18 protein-coding genes are annotated in these 15,168 nt (G+C 40.2%); 9 read left to right on the plus strand and 9 right to left on the minus strand.

The features are described from left to right. Window positions 1-102 precede the first annotated feature (102 nt). Window positions 103-720 carry a LysE family translocator gene (locus AC0L4E_RS04180; protein ID WP_473678133.1) on the plus strand — a complete coding sequence of 206 codons (618 nt, stop codon included), beginning with the start codon at window positions 103-105 and terminating at the stop codon, window positions 718-720. 98 nt (window positions 721-818) lie between these two features. Here the strand turns inward: AC0L4E_RS04180 and AC0L4E_RS04185 are convergent, their stop codons facing one another. Both AC0L4E_RS04185 and AC0L4E_RS04190 read right to left on the minus strand, forming a co-directional pair. After that, window positions 819-1,142 (minus strand): DUF3144 domain-containing protein, encoded by a 324-nt coding sequence (locus AC0L4E_RS04185; RefSeq protein ID WP_220751487.1) that lies wholly within the window; start codon window positions 1,140-1,142, stop codon window positions 819-821. A gap of 71 nt (window positions 1,143-1,213) precedes the next feature. Beyond that, on the minus strand, window positions 1,214-1,756 hold the full coding sequence (locus AC0L4E_RS04190; protein WP_473678134.1) for a type II secretion system protein: 543 nt from the start codon (window positions 1,754-1,756) through the stop codon (window positions 1,214-1,216). 100 nt (window positions 1,757-1,856) lie between these two features. Here AC0L4E_RS04190 and ung point away from each other — a divergent pair, with 100 nt between their 5' ends. Beyond that, complete coding sequence (gene ung / locus AC0L4E_RS04195) at window positions 1,857-2,516, plus strand: uracil-DNA glycosylase (protein ID WP_473678135.1); 660 nt, start codon at window positions 1,857-1,859, stop codon at window positions 2,514-2,516. 133 nt (window positions 2,517-2,649) lie between these two features. Here ung and ispB read toward each other — a convergent pair whose 3' ends face one another. Continuing rightward, window positions 2,650-3,621: an octaprenyl diphosphate synthase gene (gene ispB, locus AC0L4E_RS04200; protein WP_473678136.1), complete on the minus strand. Its 972-nt coding sequence runs from the start codon at window positions 3,619-3,621 to the stop codon at window positions 2,650-2,652. Between the two features lie 277 nt (window positions 3,622-3,898). Between ispB and rplU the strand changes: the two genes are divergently transcribed. From rplU to AC0L4E_RS04235, 7 genes are all read left to right on the plus strand, one after another. Continuing rightward, on the plus strand, window positions 3,899-4,210 hold the full coding sequence (gene rplU / locus AC0L4E_RS04205; protein ID WP_102529859.1) for a 50S ribosomal protein L21: 312 nt from the start codon (window positions 3,899-3,901) through the stop codon (window positions 4,208-4,210). 16 nt (window positions 4,211-4,226) lie between these two features. After that, window positions 4,227-4,481, plus strand: coding sequence for a 50S ribosomal protein L27 (gene rpmA / locus AC0L4E_RS04210; RefSeq protein ID WP_055024328.1), 255 nt, complete (start codon window positions 4,227-4,229; stop codon window positions 4,479-4,481). Window positions 4,482-4,712: 231 nt separating this feature from the next. Beyond that, on the plus strand, window positions 4,713-5,879 hold the full coding sequence (cgtA, locus tag AC0L4E_RS04215) for an Obg family GTPase CgtA (protein ID WP_220751495.1): 1,167 nt from the start codon (window positions 4,713-4,715) through the stop codon (window positions 5,877-5,879). Window positions 5,880-5,942: 63 nt separating this feature from the next. After that, window positions 5,943-6,707, plus strand: a complete 765-nt coding sequence (locus tag AC0L4E_RS04220; RefSeq protein WP_473678137.1) for a threonine/serine exporter family protein — start codon at window positions 5,943-5,945, stop codon at window positions 6,705-6,707. Next, window positions 6,704-7,171, plus strand: coding sequence for a threonine/serine exporter family protein (locus AC0L4E_RS04225; RefSeq protein WP_473678138.1), 468 nt, complete (start codon window positions 6,704-6,706; stop codon window positions 7,169-7,171). Before AC0L4E_RS04220 ends, AC0L4E_RS04225 begins: the two co-directional genes overlap by 4 nt. A gap of 27 nt (window positions 7,172-7,198) precedes the next feature. Continuing rightward, window positions 7,199-7,675, plus strand: a complete 477-nt coding sequence (folA, locus tag AC0L4E_RS04230; protein ID WP_473678139.1) for a type 3 dihydrofolate reductase — start codon at window positions 7,199-7,201, stop codon at window positions 7,673-7,675. 86 nt (window positions 7,676-7,761) lie between these two features. After that, the gene (locus AC0L4E_RS04235; RefSeq protein WP_473678140.1) at window positions 7,762-8,154 is read left to right on the plus strand and encodes a DUF3718 domain-containing protein; all 393 of its coding nucleotides are present in this window, start codon (window positions 7,762-7,764) and stop codon (window positions 8,152-8,154) included. Between the two features lie 418 nt (window positions 8,155-8,572). Here AC0L4E_RS04235 and AC0L4E_RS04240 read toward each other — a convergent pair whose 3' ends face one another. The 6 genes from AC0L4E_RS04240 to surA all read right to left on the minus strand — a co-directional run bounded on the left by AC0L4E_RS04240 (window position 8,573) and on the right by surA (window position 15,083). Further along, window positions 8,573-10,594, minus strand: a complete 2,022-nt coding sequence (locus tag AC0L4E_RS04240) for a HAMP domain-containing methyl-accepting chemotaxis protein (RefSeq protein WP_473678141.1) — start codon at window positions 10,592-10,594, stop codon at window positions 8,573-8,575. A 122-nt stretch (window positions 10,595-10,716) separates the two neighbouring features. Beyond that, window positions 10,717-11,532, minus strand: coding sequence for a symmetrical bis(5'-nucleosyl)-tetraphosphatase (locus AC0L4E_RS04245; RefSeq protein WP_473678142.1), 816 nt, complete (start codon window positions 11,530-11,532; stop codon window positions 10,717-10,719). Window positions 11,533-11,536: 4 nt separating this feature from the next. Then, on the minus strand, window positions 11,537-11,917 hold the full coding sequence (gene apaG / locus AC0L4E_RS04250) for a Co2+/Mg2+ efflux protein ApaG (RefSeq protein ID WP_473678143.1): 381 nt from the start codon (window positions 11,915-11,917) through the stop codon (window positions 11,537-11,539). 51 nt (window positions 11,918-11,968) lie between these two features. Then, entirely contained in the window at window positions 11,969-12,775 is an 807-nt protein-coding gene (gene rsmA, locus AC0L4E_RS04255) for a 16S rRNA (adenine(1518)-N(6)/adenine(1519)-N(6))-dimethyltransferase RsmA (RefSeq protein ID WP_473678144.1), read from the minus strand. A gap of 7 nt (window positions 12,776-12,782) precedes the next feature. Beyond that, complete coding sequence (gene pdxA / locus AC0L4E_RS04260; protein ID WP_473678145.1) at window positions 12,783-13,769, minus strand: 4-hydroxythreonine-4-phosphate dehydrogenase PdxA; 987 nt, start codon at window positions 13,767-13,769, stop codon at window positions 12,783-12,785. Window positions 13,770-13,778: 9 nt separating this feature from the next. Then, on the minus strand, window positions 13,779-15,083 hold the full coding sequence (surA, locus tag AC0L4E_RS04265) for a peptidylprolyl isomerase SurA (RefSeq protein ID WP_473678146.1): 1,305 nt from the start codon (window positions 15,081-15,083) through the stop codon (window positions 13,779-13,781). Window positions 15,084-15,168 lie beyond the last annotated feature (85 nt).

A 15,168-nucleotide genomic window follows, 5' to 3' on the forward strand; every position in this document is an offset into this window, starting at 1 on the left:
GTTAAATGAATGTTGTTATCCTAAAATCATGATAACGTACGCCTTTAAAATTTCCTTCGATGCTTAGGTGAAACCTGCATTAATGAGTAAAGGGGTTAATCAATGGCATTGAGTACGTGGTTAGGTTTATTAGCCATTTGTTGTTTGGGCGCAATGTCGCCAGGGCCGAGCTTAGCAATGGTGTTAAGGCACACATTATCGGGCGGCCGATTACATGGTGTGGTCTGTGCGTGGGCTCATTCAATAGGTATCGGCGTATACGCATTGGTGACCCTGTTAGGTTTGGCTGTTGTGTTAGAAAAGTCGCCAATTGTTTTCAATGGAATTGCAATTGTGGGAGCACTATATCTTGCTTGGATGGGGTTACAAGCACTTCAGTCAAAAGGTGGGATGGAGCAAAAACTTCAATCTGGAGAGTCGACCAGCTTATTACAAGCTGCTCGCGATGGATTAGCGATTTCGCTATTTAACCCTAAAATACTGTTATTCTTTTTGGCCTTATTTAGTCAGTTTGTTATGGCCGCAGAAACATCAACGGGTCAAACATTGATTGTACTGACGCCGCTGGTGGTTGATGGATTATGGTATACGATTATCGCCGTTGTATTATCCCATGGGCCGATACTATCTCGTTTAAGGGATAAGGCTGCCTTAATAGATAAGCTTTCTGGGATTGTATTAATTTTGCTGGCTATCAGAGTGATAGTTAATTTGTTTTAACTATTTTTGACCTTGTTAACCTGAATATGAAAAATCAGGTTATGAAAAGCAAAAAGCCATCGAGAGATGGCTTTTTGTATATGAGACTAATGCAATCGTTAGTTTTTAAATACTTGCACAGAGTCATCAGCTTTTTCTTCAGTGGCTTTTTGTCCGCCTGGAGGGTTCTTGATGTGGTCGTTCAAATTCTCGTTCAACATGCCTTTGTATTCATCAGAGAACCAGTTTAAAGCATTTTCTTTTTCAGCTTCTAAATCAGCTGACTTGATTGCAGCTTCGAATGCGTTATAACGAGCAGCTGCAAAGCGTAAAGCTGTGCCCACTTTACCAATGTCATTTTCAGTTTGGCCAAGCTGGTTTGCTAATGCAATAAATTGATCAGCTAGCTGATACATGGTTGTTTCTGTTTTTTCTTCAGACATGAACATCTTCTCGTAATGATTTAAAAATTAGCCAAGAGTCTACCTACTTTACCAGCAGAATAAAGAGCCAATTACGAATTAGGATCAGAATCTGTGATCACTTGGCCGTTACGGGAGTCATAATAAATCGATAGCGCGGATAAAGGATTATAAAAGTAACGGCATTGATCTGGATTAATGTAAGTGGCCAGATAGAGTGTGTCTTCAGGAGCTGCGGTGTCAGATATCGAAGGGGCATCTTGTAAAACAGTTTCCCACACTGACATGCAATCATTCTCATTATTTAATCGAGGTGAAGTCTCAAAAGGTGGCCAGTTTTGTGCCGGGAATCCCCACTGATTGATGTCGAGTTGACCATCAGTGCCAGCATTTGGGAAAATTTGTAAATTGTCTGCAGGACCTGAGTTACCTAAAGCTGCCCATTTTACATTTGCCAGTGTTATGCCTTCTGAAAATGCTCCACCAGTTGCTTTTACCGTAGATACTTCTGCATCTTGACTAAGGTTGATAAACTTAGGTAAAGCCACAACAGCCAGTATGCCGAGTATAATAATAACCACGACTAATTCGATTAGGGTAAAGCCTGAATTTATATTGGTGTTCAATCTCTGCATGGTATATGAACATCCTTTTTATATTTTTGTTGTAATTAAATTTTAATGTAAATGATGTGTTTGTGCGAGTTGTTGTATTTTGAATGAGGTAAATACCCAGATGAATAGTTGGAAAGAGTTCATAACATTAGAAAAAGCGAAGCCGTATTTTAAAGCATTAACGCTTTTTTTAGAAAACCAAAACCTGCTTGATAAAGTGATATTTCCGCCTGTGGATGAAATCTATAGCGCATTTGATTTAACGCCGTTAGATAAAGTAAATGTGGTTATTCTTGGTCAAGATCCTTATCACGGCGCTGGTCAAGCTCATGGCTTATGTTTTTCTGTAAAAATGGGAGTTAAAACGCCACCTTCCTTGGTTAATATGTATAAAGAACTGCATCAAGACATTGATGGGTTTGAAATTCCAACACATGGAAATTTGACTCAATGGGCAGAGCAGGGCGTGCTGTTATTAAATACCGTTCTTACTGTTGAACAAAGCAAGGCTCATTCGCACTCAAAAGCGGGCTGGGAAACTTTTACTGATAACGTAATGCAATGCCTCAATGAACGAGAAGAACCGCTGATATTTGTGCTGTGGGGAGCTCACGCTATAAAAAAGGGCAAACTTATTGATACCGCTAAACATCATGTTTTAACAGGGCCTCATCCTTCGCCTTTATCGGCTTATCGTGGTTTTTTTGGTTGTCAGCATTTTTCAAAAGTAAATCAACTTTTGAAGCAGCAAGGTAATAAAGAAATTAAATGGCAAGTGTAGTGCTAAATATGACCTGAAAGACTGGCTTCTTTATGAATAAAAAATGCACTTGGCTAATTAAAGCCAAGTGCATTTTTATTGAAAGCAGTAAAAGCTAATGCCATTAGTGCTTTAGGTATAGATTTAGAAAACGTTAGTTATTACGCTGAACTGATATCTTAGCTAAAGAGATTAATGCCTCTTTATACTCACTATCAGGAATTGGCGCTAAAGCAGCAATCGCTTTATCTGCTTCTTGATCAGCTTTTTGCTTCGTGTATTCAAGTGCACCAGATTCTTTTAATGCCGCAACAATTTCATCAATTGCTTTAGTACCGTCACCTTTTTCAATGGCTTCTTTAATTAATGCTTTTGCGGTGTCATTACCGTGTGCCATAGCATAAATCAATGGTAAGGTTGGCTTACCTTCAGCTAAATCATCACCGATGTTTTTGCCTAATTCATCAACATCAGCGGTGTAATCTAATAAATCATCAGTCAACTGGAATGCGGTGCCAAGGAATTTTCCGTATTCACCTAATGCGGTTTGCTGCTCTTTACTCACACCTGCAATCACACCTGTGAGTAAGGTCGCGGCTTCGAATAATTTAGCTGTTTTACAGTAAATCACTCGCATATAATTCTCTTCGGTGGTTTCTGGGTCATTACAATTCATTAATTGTAAAACTTCACCTTCAGCAAGAATATTAGTGGTGTCGGCTAAAACTCTTAGCACTTTCATGCTGTCGAGCTCTGTCATCATCTGGAATGAACGGGTATATAAGAAGTCACCCACTAGCACGCTAGCACTGTTCCCAAATAACGCATTGGCTGTTTTACGGCCGCGTCTTAGTGTTGATTCGTCTACTACATCATCATGTAATAGAGAAGCGGTATGGATGAATTCGATAATGGCAGCTAACTTAAGATGCTCTTCACCTTTATAGTCAATAGCACGTGCTGCTAATACAGATAGTAGTGGGCGAAGTCTTTTACCACCACCATTGATAATGTAAAAACCTAGTTGGTTTATTAATGCAACATCAGACTCAAGTTGTTTGTAAATTAACTGATTGACGGCTTGCATGTCATTATCAGCTAGTTGACGAATGGCGTTCAAATCCATAATGGTCTCTAGTTATTAGGCTGTCAGGCAAATTATATTGCCCACTATATAAGGTTCAAATTGTATATTAACAAATTTTAACTAATTTTCATGCCTTAGACAGCTTTTGTTCTTAGATTGTGAGAGTTGAACCGAGCTTTTTTTATTGATTCAAATTTAACGCTTGCCAGACCACAAATCTTCGCGTAGACTCCGCGCCCATTGTCATTAAAAGTTTTTAGCACCCGATATCTACAATTATGAATCGGAGTGTTAGTCCATTTGGAGTGAAATAGCTATGTACGCTGTTTTTCAAAGTGGCGGAAAGCAACACCGTGTTGCTGAAGGTCATACAGTTCGTTTAGAAAAAATTGAAGTTGCTACTGGTGAAACTGTTGAGTTTGATCAAGTATTATTGGTTGCTGATGGTGAGAACGTTCACGTTGGTACTCCTCTAGTTGCTAGTGGTAAAGTTGTTGCTGAAGTGGTTAGCCACGGTCGCGGTGAGAAAGTAACTATTCAAAAGTTCAATCGTCGTAAGCATCACGAAAAGAAAATGGGCCATCGTCAATGGTTCACTGAAGTTAAAATCACTGCGATCAGCGCATAATTTAGGAGTCTAACTCATGGCACATAAAAAAGCTGGCGGTTCTACTCGTAACGGCCGCGATTCAGAAAGTAAACGTCTTGGTGTTAAGCGTTTCGGTGGCGAATCAGTTGTTGCTGGTAACATCATCGTACGTCAACGTGGTACTAAGTTCCACGCTGGTGTAAACGTAGGTATCGGTCGTGACCATACTTTGTTTGCATTAACAGACGGTAAAGTTAAGTTTCAAGTAAAAGGTCCTAATAACCGTAAGTTTATTAGCATCGAAGCTTAATTCTAGACTCTAATCAGTCTTTGAAAGCCCCGCCTTCTGGCGGGGCTTTTGTGTTTATTACTTCATTGTTGAATTTAGTTAACTAAACTTCAATGAAGTATTTCGATGTATCACATCGATAGTTATTTTTTTGCAGTAAGCGATTTATGGTGATTGTATCTTCTACGCTTCCCTGCACATCTCAGTCTTTTGAGGTTATAATTGGCACATTAAGTGGTGTCAGGAGTATGTATGAAGTTTATAGATGAGGCTAAAATCAAAGTTGAAGCGGGTAACGGTGGCAGTGGCTGCGTTAGCTTCAGACGTGAGAAATATGTGCCAGACGGCGGCCCAGATGGTGGTGACGGCGGTGATGGCGGTAGCGTATTTTTAGTCGCAGACGAAAACATGAACACGCTTATTGATTTTCGATTTGTACGTTCTTATATCGCAGAGCGCGGTAAGAATGGCCGTGGTCGTGACTGTACTGGTCATGGTGGCGAAGACACGTTATTAAAAGTTCCAGTTGGAACGCGTGCAATGGATTTTGAAACCGAAGAATTATTAGGTGATTTAACTACCCACGGCCAAAAGTTACTTGTGGCTAAAGGTGGTTTCCATGGTTTAGGTAACACTCGATTTAAGAGTAGTACTAACCGTGCACCGAGACAGAAAACGCTTGGAACGGCAGGCGAAGTTCGCATGCTTAAGCTTGAACTATTGTTACTTGCTGATGTGGGCTTATTGGGCTTACCAAATGCAGGTAAATCAACCTTCATTCGCTCAGTATCGCGTGCAACGCCAAAAGTTGCTGATTATCCGTTTACAACCTTAGTACCGAATTTAGGTGTGGTTAGCCCTCGCCCTGGTCAAAGTTTTGTCATAGCAGATATTCCTGGTTTGATTGAAGGTGCTTCAGACGGTGCGGGTCTGGGTATTCGTTTCTTGAAACATTTAGAACGCTGTCGTGTATTACTACACATCATTGATATTGATCCAATTGATGGCAGTGATCCTGTTGAATCTGCACGTTCAATTGTGGCTGAGTTAGAGAAGTATTCACCAAAGCTGGCATCTAAGCCTCGCTGGTTAGTCTTCAACAAAATCGATTTGCTTCAAGAAGATGAGCTTGCTGAAAAAATGGAGCACATTGTTAAGGAAATCGATTGGAAAGGCGACATTTACACTATGTCGGCATTCAACCGGACTAATACTGAAGATTTGAGCCTGAAATTATTAGACTTTATCTCAGCACTTCCTGCTGTAGATGAATCAACCAGTCCTGAAGATGAAGTTGAATTCAAGTGGGATAATTATCATCAAGCAAATGTTGAATCTGTAAATGAAGATTACGACGATGATTTTGATGATGACTTTGACGAAGATGATTACGATGTAGAAATCATTTATCAACGCTAATATTGTGAGATAAATTTTACTCGATTATCATTGAGTCACTTTTAGAGTAATGAAGAGAGTCAAGTGTACGCAGAAACTCAAAATGACATCACTCGTCTTGTGGTACGCAGTGCACAATTACTCTTAGCTTATGGCGCTGAATCTGATCTTGTTGAAGAGATCAGTCAGCGTCTAGGCAAAGCACTTGGCCTAGCCAGTGTCGAACTTTCTATATCGTCAAACTCCCTCGTGTTAACTAGCCTAGTTCATGGGCGCTGTATTACCACTACAAGACGCATTCGAGAGCACGGTATCAATATGATGATAGTGTGTGAAGTTCAGCGAATTTGTTTATTAGCAGAAAAGGGCATTTATAATGCCAAGCAAGTTAAAAGGCGCTTAGAAAGAATAGAACCTAAGAGCTATCCTGCTAAATATGTTATCGGTATGATTGGCTTGTCTTGCGCAAGTTTTTGTCATTTATTCGGTGGTGATATTGCATCTTGTATTATTACCTTCATTGCATCAGCAATCGGGATGTCGGTTAGGCTTTCTCTAGTTAAAAAGCATTTTAATTTATTGATCATTTTTTCGATCACCGCTTTTATTACCACTTTGATCGCTCAATTGGGTTATATCATTGACGTCACCCAGACACCTAAAACTGCTATGGCGGCTAGCGTGTTAATGCTGGTACCAGGTTTTCCGCTGATTAATGCTATTTCAGATATGGTGAAAGGCCACATGAATGTTGGTATTTCTCGCTGGGGGCATGCAACTCTGCTCACTTTGGCCACAGTAATTGGGATAACCCTTGCGATGGCACTCGGGGGGAGTTTATTTCTATGAACCTCATTTTAGAATTATTGCATGATGCTTTTTTCTCAGCCATTCCTGCAATAGGTTTTGCAATGGTGTTTAATGTTCCAAGGCGATTTTTGCCGTATTGCGGAATAGCAGGGGCAATAGGCCATAGTTTTCGAACGTTATTGATGCATTTTGACATGCCAATCGAGTGGGCGACTTTTACCGCTGCTGCACTAGTTGGGGTGATTACAATTCGATTTGCTAAAAAACATTTAGCACCACCATTAATGTACTCAGTAGCTGCCATCATTCCTATGGTGCCAGGTACATATGCGTACAATACCTTGATTTCAATTGTGCAATTAAGCGTGCAAGATCAAATTAGCAGTGACTTAACATCATTAGTTATTTTTAATGGTTTAAAAACTGTATTTATTCTAGGAGCTTTAGCTGTAGGTTTAGCAATGCCTTCACTAGTATATTATCGCACTAGACCCATTATTTAATTTCTTAAGCATCTATAAGGATTTTACATGCGCATCGCAATGATCGCCGCTATGGCAAACAATCGTGTAATCGGTAAAGACAATAAAATGCCATGGCATTTACCAGAAGACCTAAAACACTTTAAAGCCATGACGTTAGGAAAACCTGTAGTGATGGGACGTAAGACGTTTGAATCTATAGGAAGACCACTCCCAGGGCGACATAATATTGTGATTACTCGTCAGAGTGATTACCAACCTGACGGTGTTAGTTGCGTGAACTCGTTTGAGGCAGCGAAAGAGCTTGTTAGTGATTGTGACGAATTAGTTGTAATTGGAGGCGGGCAACTCTATAAAGAAATTCTACCCGTAGCCGATACCTTATATCTAACCTTCATAGATTTAACTGTTGATGGAGATACCTTTTTTCCTGAGTGGGATGATGGTAGCTGGAAGTTAACAGAGAAGGTTGTTGAGATAAATGAATCACAATTGCAATATAGCTTTAACACTTTGGTGAAATAATGTTAAATTGTGTCCTGTGTTACCCTGAATAGATACTTACCCTTGATGGTAGGTACAAAATAAAAATACCTAAAAAGGAGTGTCAGATGCGTTTACTGCCAGTGGCCATAGCAGCCCTAATAGCAGCATCTTTTGTGTCAACCCCTGCCGAAGCAAATACTGACCAGCTTGTCGCAAACATTTGTGATTATGTAAAATCTAATGACAAAAATCGTTTACGTAAAAAGTTGAAAGAAAGCCGCGTAAAATTACGTAATATTTACACTGGTATTTCTTGTGAAGGTAACAGCTTATTAAGAACTGCTTATAACTCTAATTCATTAGAAGTTGGTGAGTACATTGCCAAACGTCTTCCTGCTGGTGATTTAAATTCACCTGAAGCAGATGGAAAAAGCATTCTTGATTGGGCAAACGCTAACGGTCATAGCGGAAGTGCTATTACTGCAGCTGTACAAAATAGAATTAACGGTGGTGAATAAGCGTTACGCTTAACATTAGTTCACTGTTATGTTTTGGAGTAACTGACTCTTTTGTTAGCTATACCAAAACAAACTAGATTGATTGTTAGTTTGAGCCTTTTGATAGTACGAATAACAATGAATCTAAAAACCGCCTAAAAGGCGGTTTTTTTATGGGTAAATTTAAAGTCATAAACCTTATAAACGCTAAAAGCCGCAAATAAAATTAATTTGAAGTGCTTACTACTTGGCGAAAAGTAATACTCAATACAAAATGACTAAACAAAATGATTGGAGTGTAATTAGTCAATTCAACTCAACTTATCCCAATAAAATGCATTTTCGGTCATGATTACGCGACGTTAACTTCGTTTGCTAATTTTAGGGCATTAAAAAAGGCTCCTAGGAGCCTTTTTGTTATTAAGTGATCTTTATCTGTTTAGACTTTAAACTCGCCTACAGAGCTTTGTAGCTCTTCAGATAGCATAGCAACTTGGTGGCTAGACTGTGCTGTTTGGTCAGCGCCAGTTGCTGTTTCTTCAGAAATTGCAGCAATATGCTCTAACATCTCAGAGACTTGCTGGCTGACAAGGTTTTGTTCTTGTGCTGCTTGAGCAATGTGATTACCTGAGTCATAAGCTTTATGAACCGATTGGCTAATGGTTTCAAGGGCTAAGTTAGCTTGCTCAGTTTTATCAACACAACTGGTTGCTTGAGAGCGTCCCAGTTCCATTACGGATACTGCTTGCTGTGCACCTTGTTGTAGCATTTCAATCATTTGCTGAATTTCGCTGGTCGATTCTTGTGTTCTTGACGCTAGACTTCGAACTTCATCAGCTACAACAGCGAAGCCTCGGCCTTGCTCACCAGCGCGGGCAGCCTCAATAGCAGCGTTTAATGCAAGTAAGTTTGTTTGCTCGGCAATACCACGAATAACATCAAGGATTGAACCGATAGAAGCACTGTCAGAGTGGACTTTATTAATGACTTGGCCTGCTTTTGCAACTTCATCAGCAAGAGCTAGGATAGTGACTTTGTTTTCTTCAGCAAGTGTACGCATGTGCTGAGTTTCTTCATCAGCTTGCTTTATCTGCTCTAGTGCTTGGTCTGCACTCATAGAGACTTGCTGAGCGCTTGAACTTAATTGGGTAGTTGCGGTTGCAACTTGATCCACTTGGCTCTTTTGCTCCTGAATACCGCTTGTTGTTTGAGTTGTAATTGCTGAAGTTTCTTCAGCTGCAGCAGCAAGTTGGTTTGATCTATCAAGAATGCCGACGATAAGATTACGCAAACTATCAACTAAGCTATTACAGTTTTTCGCTAGTTCAGCAAATTCATCGTGGCCAGAGTCGTCAAGTTTATGGGTTAAATCACCTGAAGCTAGGATATTCAATGCTTGGTTAACTTTTGCTAATGAGCGTGTCAGTGGTTTAACTACGGCAATACTGACAACAATTGAAACCAAAATAGCCAGTACAACCACAAACATAGTTTTTAAACTGGCTGAGTCGATATTCTCAATTGCACTATCACTGATTTGACCGGTGAAACCTTCGATATTAGTCGCCAAATTAATCATCTTGGCATTAACATCCAATCGATCTTTATCTGTTGCAGCTAGCATTTTTTCAGCTTGTTGAGCATGACTTAATTGCTGGCCTTTTAATGCAACAATCGCACTACTGTCATTGATTAGCTTAAATACTGCCTCACTTTCTGTATTAAGGTTATTTAGCGTGTTGTCGCTGATGATACCTCTACCTTGACGGTTAATATGCTCAATCTTGACCCGTGTATCACTGACCATGTAGTCAAGTTCATTAACGATGACGTTGTATTTGCTATTATCTTTAGCTGCAACTAAGTCATAAACGGTGGTGATAATATTAATAAAAGTACTATCTACAACGCCAGCCGTTGCAGCAATACTTTGTTCTGTAGGGTCGTCACTCATTTCTAAATCAATTAGATCTAATAAGATGGACGATGCTTCATCTGCACTATCTTCTAAATCACCACGTAGCTGGATGAGTTTCTCGTACTTAACTAATGCACTTTCATGTTCTTCTAACATGAGCTGACTGTTTTTATTAAAACTTGCATAGCTAGTTTTTAATTGCGACAAGTTAGAAGAGAATTCTTGTCGGTCTGAAATGAGGCTCGATAGTTTATTAAGTGTCTTAGTGAACTCTGCAGACTCAGTTTTGATTTTTTTCTCAACAGCAGGAATTTGGGCAGACTCGTCGGTGTAATAACCAAATAGTATTTGAATTTGCTGCGCGCTTAAATTTTGTGTTAACTCACCTGTTGCAGTGAGCGCTGGGAGGCTAACTTTTTGCAACGTTGTGGTGCTATCTTTAATTGTGCTATTGGTGAGCAGTGATACGCCTCCCAACACAATTAAAAGTAGTGTTACAACAGTAAAACCGCCAATGACTCTGGTGGCAACATTAATTTTCATAGCATACTCCGGCTGTTATTATTTTATCCCGAATTTATCTCTTGATCGCTCAGGGTAGTGTGATCACGTGAGATCTATTAGCTTTATCGGCTAAGGTTTTTATAAGTTTAACAATTTATTAATTATTTTAGTTTTAACTGAATTATCTTTTCGTTGGTTTCAGCATGCCAAAGTGTCATATGTTCCCCCCAGCAGCAGCCAGTATCTAGCGCTAACACATTCGCTTGATTGGTGACTCCCATTAGGGCTGCCCAGTGACCAAATACCAAAGTGTGAGTTTTCTTAAGCTCAGAATCGAACTCAAACCATGGGGTAAGTCCTGAAGATTTATCTTTAAGTGGTTTTTTACAGGCAAAATCTAAACTGCCATCAGCAAGTAGGTACCGCATCCGTGTTAGGGCATTGATGCAGTATCTTAACCGAGGTAAGCCTGTTGAGTTACTATCCCATGAATCAGGGGCTTCTGTGTACATTTTTGCAATTAGCGCAGAAAGATAGTTATCTTTCTTCAGTGCCTCACTAACAGCTAACGCTTCAGATTCAAGCGTTGCTAAATCCCATTGTGGTGGCACACCAGCATGAGTCATGATGATATTGTGTGAGGGTAACGTTTGCACTAAAGGTTGTTGTCTTAACCAGTCAATTAGATGGGATACATCTTCTGCTGCAAGTAATTCCGCGAGGTTATCTTTGGGGTTGGCTTTTTTGATTTTGCCGTGAAGTGCAAGTATATGAAGATCGTGGTTGCCAAGCGTAATTTTAGCACTGCCTTCTAAAGATTTAAGGTAACGCAAGGTTTGCAGCGAACCATGACCGCGTGCAACTAAGTCACCAACAGCCCAAAGTTCATCTTTTGCAGGGTTGAAATCAACCTTAGCTAATAATAATTGCAGCTCGTCGAAACAGCCTTGTATATCGCCAACGAAATAATGTGCCATAGATTTACTGCAATATACCTGGAACGGCTAATCTAAATGTTGGGATTTCAGCTTTAAAAGGTTCGCCTTGTTCAGTCACCATACCGTAGCTGCCTTCCATGAAACCAACAGGTGTTTCCATCACGGTACCACTCGAGTATTGATAAGCGGTATCAGGATCAATTGTAGGGGTTTCACCTACCACACCAGGCCCTTTAACTTCACTAGTATCGCCATTAGCATTCGTAATAATCCAATGTCGGTCTTTTAGCGTAATAGGGATTTCACTGAGATTGATAATGGTGATGGTATAACTGAACAAATACTTTTCATCTTCAGTTGATGATTGTTCTTCAAGATATTTGGTTTCAACTTTTATTTTGACGTTAGCAGCTACTGAGGTCATTAAACTTCCTAAAAAAGAAAGGGCACTTTAAATAAAATGCCCTTGAAAATACTAACTCTTATCACAAACCAAATTGGCTAGCGCGACATATTGCTCAACGCTTATTTGCTCAGGTCTTAGAGTCGAGTCAATGTTTAGTTGAGTAAACTCTTCATCAGTGATCATTTGCTTTAAGTTATTTCTTAATGTTTTACGGCGCATGTTAAATGCGGTAGTACATAAATGTCGTAAAACATTCACATCTTTACATGGGAAAGGCTTCACATCGTAAGGTAATAGACGTACAACAGCAGAATCTACTTTTGGCGCCGGCTTGAAGCTTTCTGGTGGTACTTCTAATACTGGTACGACTTTACAGAAATACTGAGCCATGACAGTTAAGCGGCCATAGGCTTTTGTACCAGGGCTTGCAGAAAGACGTAAAACCACTTCTTTTTGTAGCATAAAATGCATCGTTTCAATAATTTCGGCAAATTCGAAAAGATGAAACATTAACGGAGTAGAGATGTTGTATGGCAAGTTGCCAAATACTTTCATCTTTTTACCGTCTTGTTGAAGTTGGCTAAAATCAAAATTAAGCGCATCACCTTGGTTGATGGTCAATTTATCTTTTAATTCCGGATGGTTTTGTAAACGCTCAACGAGATCTTTATCTAGCTCAACAACCGTTAAGTTATCCACTGCTTCTGCAACGGGTTCGGTTAATGCACCAAGACCTGGGCCGATTTCAACCATGACGTGATCATTGTCAGGAGAGATAGCGCCCACAATTCTACTGATGACACTTTCATCAGTTAAAAAGTTCTGTCCGAAACGTTTTCTGGCCGTGTGGCCTAAATGTACTTTATTGCTGCTCATTGGAAATTTATTTACTTACTTTTGAGGCCAATTCAATGGCTTTATTTAATGCACAGGTAAAACTACCGCAATCTGCTTCACCAGTGCCTGCAAGTTCTAATGCAGTGCCGTGATCGACAGAGGTTCTAATATACGGAAGACCTAAGGTGATGTTAACCGATTTTCCAAAACCTAATGATTTAAGTACTGGAAGTCCTTGGTCGTGATACATAGCAAGAACCACATCTGCTTCTTGTAAGTATTTAGGCTGGAAGAGTGTATCGGCAGGCAATGGCCCAACAATATCAATTCCCTGATCACGTAGCTCATTGAGCGCTGGGATCATGATATCAATCTCTTCTCGTCCTAAGTGTCCATCTTCACCAGCATGAGGGTTTAAGCCACATACATATATTTTAGGTGAAGTGATGCCAAACTTTTGCACTAATTCGCTGTGCAAAATCTGGATAATATGGTGTAAACGCTCTCGCGTAATCGCCTTTGCAACATAAGCTAATGGGATATGAGTGGTCATTAATGCCACTTGCAATCCTGGTGCTGCAAGCATCATGACCACATCTTGGCAATTAGCTTGAAGTGCAAAAAACTCGGTGTGGCCACTGAATGGAATACCCGCTTGGTTAATAATTCCCTTATGCACAGGGCCAGTAACGACAGCGGCAAACTCATTACTCATGTTTTTTTCACCTGCATATCGCAAGGTGTCTACTACATAAGCACTGTTTAATTCGTTTAACTTGCCACATTCAACTTCTGCTGCAAGTGTAAACGGCGCTATCGTCAAGGTACCGGCTTCTTGAGGCTTAGCTTCAAGTGTTGGCTGGTAAGGACGTAAGCTCAGTGGTAAGCCAAGCATCTTTGCTCGGCTGGTTAATAATTCTGGATCTGCACAAACAACTAACTCAGCAGGCCAAGCCTGCTGAGCAAGTTTAATAACAATATCTGGGCCGATACTCGCCGGTTCACCCGGCGTAATCGCAATTCTTTGTGTCATTAAGTTAGCTTAACCTCGAGTACTCTCTGGTTCAAAAACTTCAATGTAAGCTTCTGTACGCATTTCATCTAACCAGTTTTGTAGTTCTTCGTTAAATTTACGACGATAGATCAACTGGTGAGCTCGGTTACTATTAAACTGATCGGTTGCATCAGTTGTACGTTTTTCTTCAAGCTGAGCAATGTGCCATCCGTGAGTGGTACGGAATGGTTCACTGATTTCATATAGTTCTAAACTGTTAAGTGTTTGCGCGAATTCTGGAACATAAACCGATGGCTCAGCCCAACCTAATTCACCACCTTTTGCTCCTGAACCTGGATCTTCTGAATATTGACGAGCAAGGTCGGCGAAGTCGGCTTCACCTGAACGAATTTGAGATAAGAAATTTTCTAACATCGCCTTTGCGCGGTCTTCTGAAAGGATCGGAGAGGGCTTCAACAGAATGTGGCGTGAGCGTACTTCACTGATTTCTTGAGTTTGTAAGCCGCGGGCATCCATAATTTTGATGATATGAAAACCTGAACCACTTTTAATTGGGCCAATAACATCACCGTTTTTTGCATCTGTTACTACTTCAGCGAATAGAGTCGGCATTTCATTAATGCTCATGTAATCCCAAATACCACCTTCAAGCGCTTTTGGTCCTGAAGAAGAGGCAATGGCGGTACGTCTAAAGTCTTCACCGTCTTTTAAACGATCTAATACGATATTGGCACGCTTGCTTGAAGCTTCAAGTTGTTCGCTTGTAGGGTTACTAGGCACCTCAATTAAGATATGACCAATTTGGAACTCGACATCTTTTAAGCCTTGTTCTTGGATCATCTTAACTAAATTATTAATCTCTTGAGGTGATACTTGAATTCGACGTTGAACTTGAATACGTTGAATTTCACCAATGGTGATTTCTTCACGTAACTGTTCACGGTATTGACCAAAGCTCATGCCTTCGCTTTCGATTTGCTGCTGCATTTGACTCACGGTCAGTTGCTGCTCTTTAGCAATATTTTCGATGGTTTGATCTAATTGTAAATCACCAATTGATAAGCCGATCCGCTCAGCCATTTGTAATTGTAAATGAGTTAAAATTAAACGTTCAATAACCTGAGTACGCAAGGCGTTATCAGAAGGCAAACCTTGGCCGGCTTTTTCTGCATTGGCTTTAACCGAAGTGACCATATGGCTGATTTCGCTTTCGAGTATGATGCCTTCATTTATTTGAACGGCAACGCTATCTAATGGCACGGGAGCGGCTATCGATACTTGGCTTGCAGCCAGAGTAAATAAAGCAAAAATCATTTTCTTACAGTGTTTCATCCACAGAATCCTTGGCACTTAAATTTTCTAATTATTGTTGGCACTGTCGCCAAAATAGTGTTGTTAACGTTTAATAGGACTATTT

It is taken from the genome of Shewanella sp. GJ50-10 (assembly GCF_055808815.1).

Coding starts and splice junctions, on each gene's coding strand:
- AC0L4E_RS04185 (WP_220751487.1), bottom strand. CDS start 1,142: ATGTCTGAAGAAAAAACAGAAACAACCATGTATCAGCTAGCTGATCAA.
- rsmA (WP_473678144.1), bottom strand. CDS start 12,775: ATGAGCAGCAATAAAGTACATTTAGGCCACACGGCCAGAAAACGTTTC.
- apaG (WP_473678143.1), bottom strand. CDS start 11,917: ATGACCTCAGTAGCTGCTAACGTCAAAATAAAAGTTGAAACCAAATAT.
- rplU (WP_102529859.1), top strand. CDS start 3,899: ATGTACGCTGTTTTTCAAAGTGGCGGAAAGCAACACCGTGTTGCTGAA.
- cgtA (WP_220751495.1), top strand. CDS start 4,713: ATGAAGTTTATAGATGAGGCTAAAATCAAAGTTGAAGCGGGTAACGGT.
- rpmA (WP_055024328.1), top strand. CDS start 4,227: ATGGCACATAAAAAAGCTGGCGGTTCTACTCGTAACGGCCGCGATTCA.
- AC0L4E_RS04190 (WP_473678134.1), bottom strand. CDS start 1,756: ATGCAGAGATTGAACACCAATATAAATTCAGGCTTTACCCTAATCGAA.
- surA (WP_473678146.1), bottom strand. CDS start 15,083: ATGAAACACTGTAAGAAAATGATTTTTGCTTTATTTACTCTGGCTGCA.
- AC0L4E_RS04235 (WP_473678140.1), top strand. CDS start 7,762: ATGCGTTTACTGCCAGTGGCCATAGCAGCCCTAATAGCAGCATCTTTT.
- ispB (WP_473678136.1), bottom strand. CDS start 3,621: ATGGATTTGAACGCCATTCGTCAACTAGCTGATAATGACATGCAAGCC.
- AC0L4E_RS04180 (WP_473678133.1), top strand. CDS start 103: ATGGCATTGAGTACGTGGTTAGGTTTATTAGCCATTTGTTGTTTGGGC.
- ung (WP_473678135.1), top strand. CDS start 1,857: ATGAATAGTTGGAAAGAGTTCATAACATTAGAAAAAGCGAAGCCGTAT.
- AC0L4E_RS04245 (WP_473678142.1), bottom strand. CDS start 11,532: ATGGCACATTATTTCGTTGGCGATATACAAGGCTGTTTCGACGAGCTG.
- AC0L4E_RS04225 (WP_473678138.1), top strand. CDS start 6,704: ATGAACCTCATTTTAGAATTATTGCATGATGCTTTTTTCTCAGCCATT.
- folA (WP_473678139.1), top strand. CDS start 7,199: ATGCGCATCGCAATGATCGCCGCTATGGCAAACAATCGTGTAATCGGT.
- AC0L4E_RS04240 (WP_473678141.1), bottom strand. CDS start 10,594: ATGAAAATTAATGTTGCCACCAGAGTCATTGGCGGTTTTACTGTTGTA.
- pdxA (WP_473678145.1), bottom strand. CDS start 13,769: ATGACACAAAGAATTGCGATTACGCCGGGTGAACCGGCGAGTATCGGC.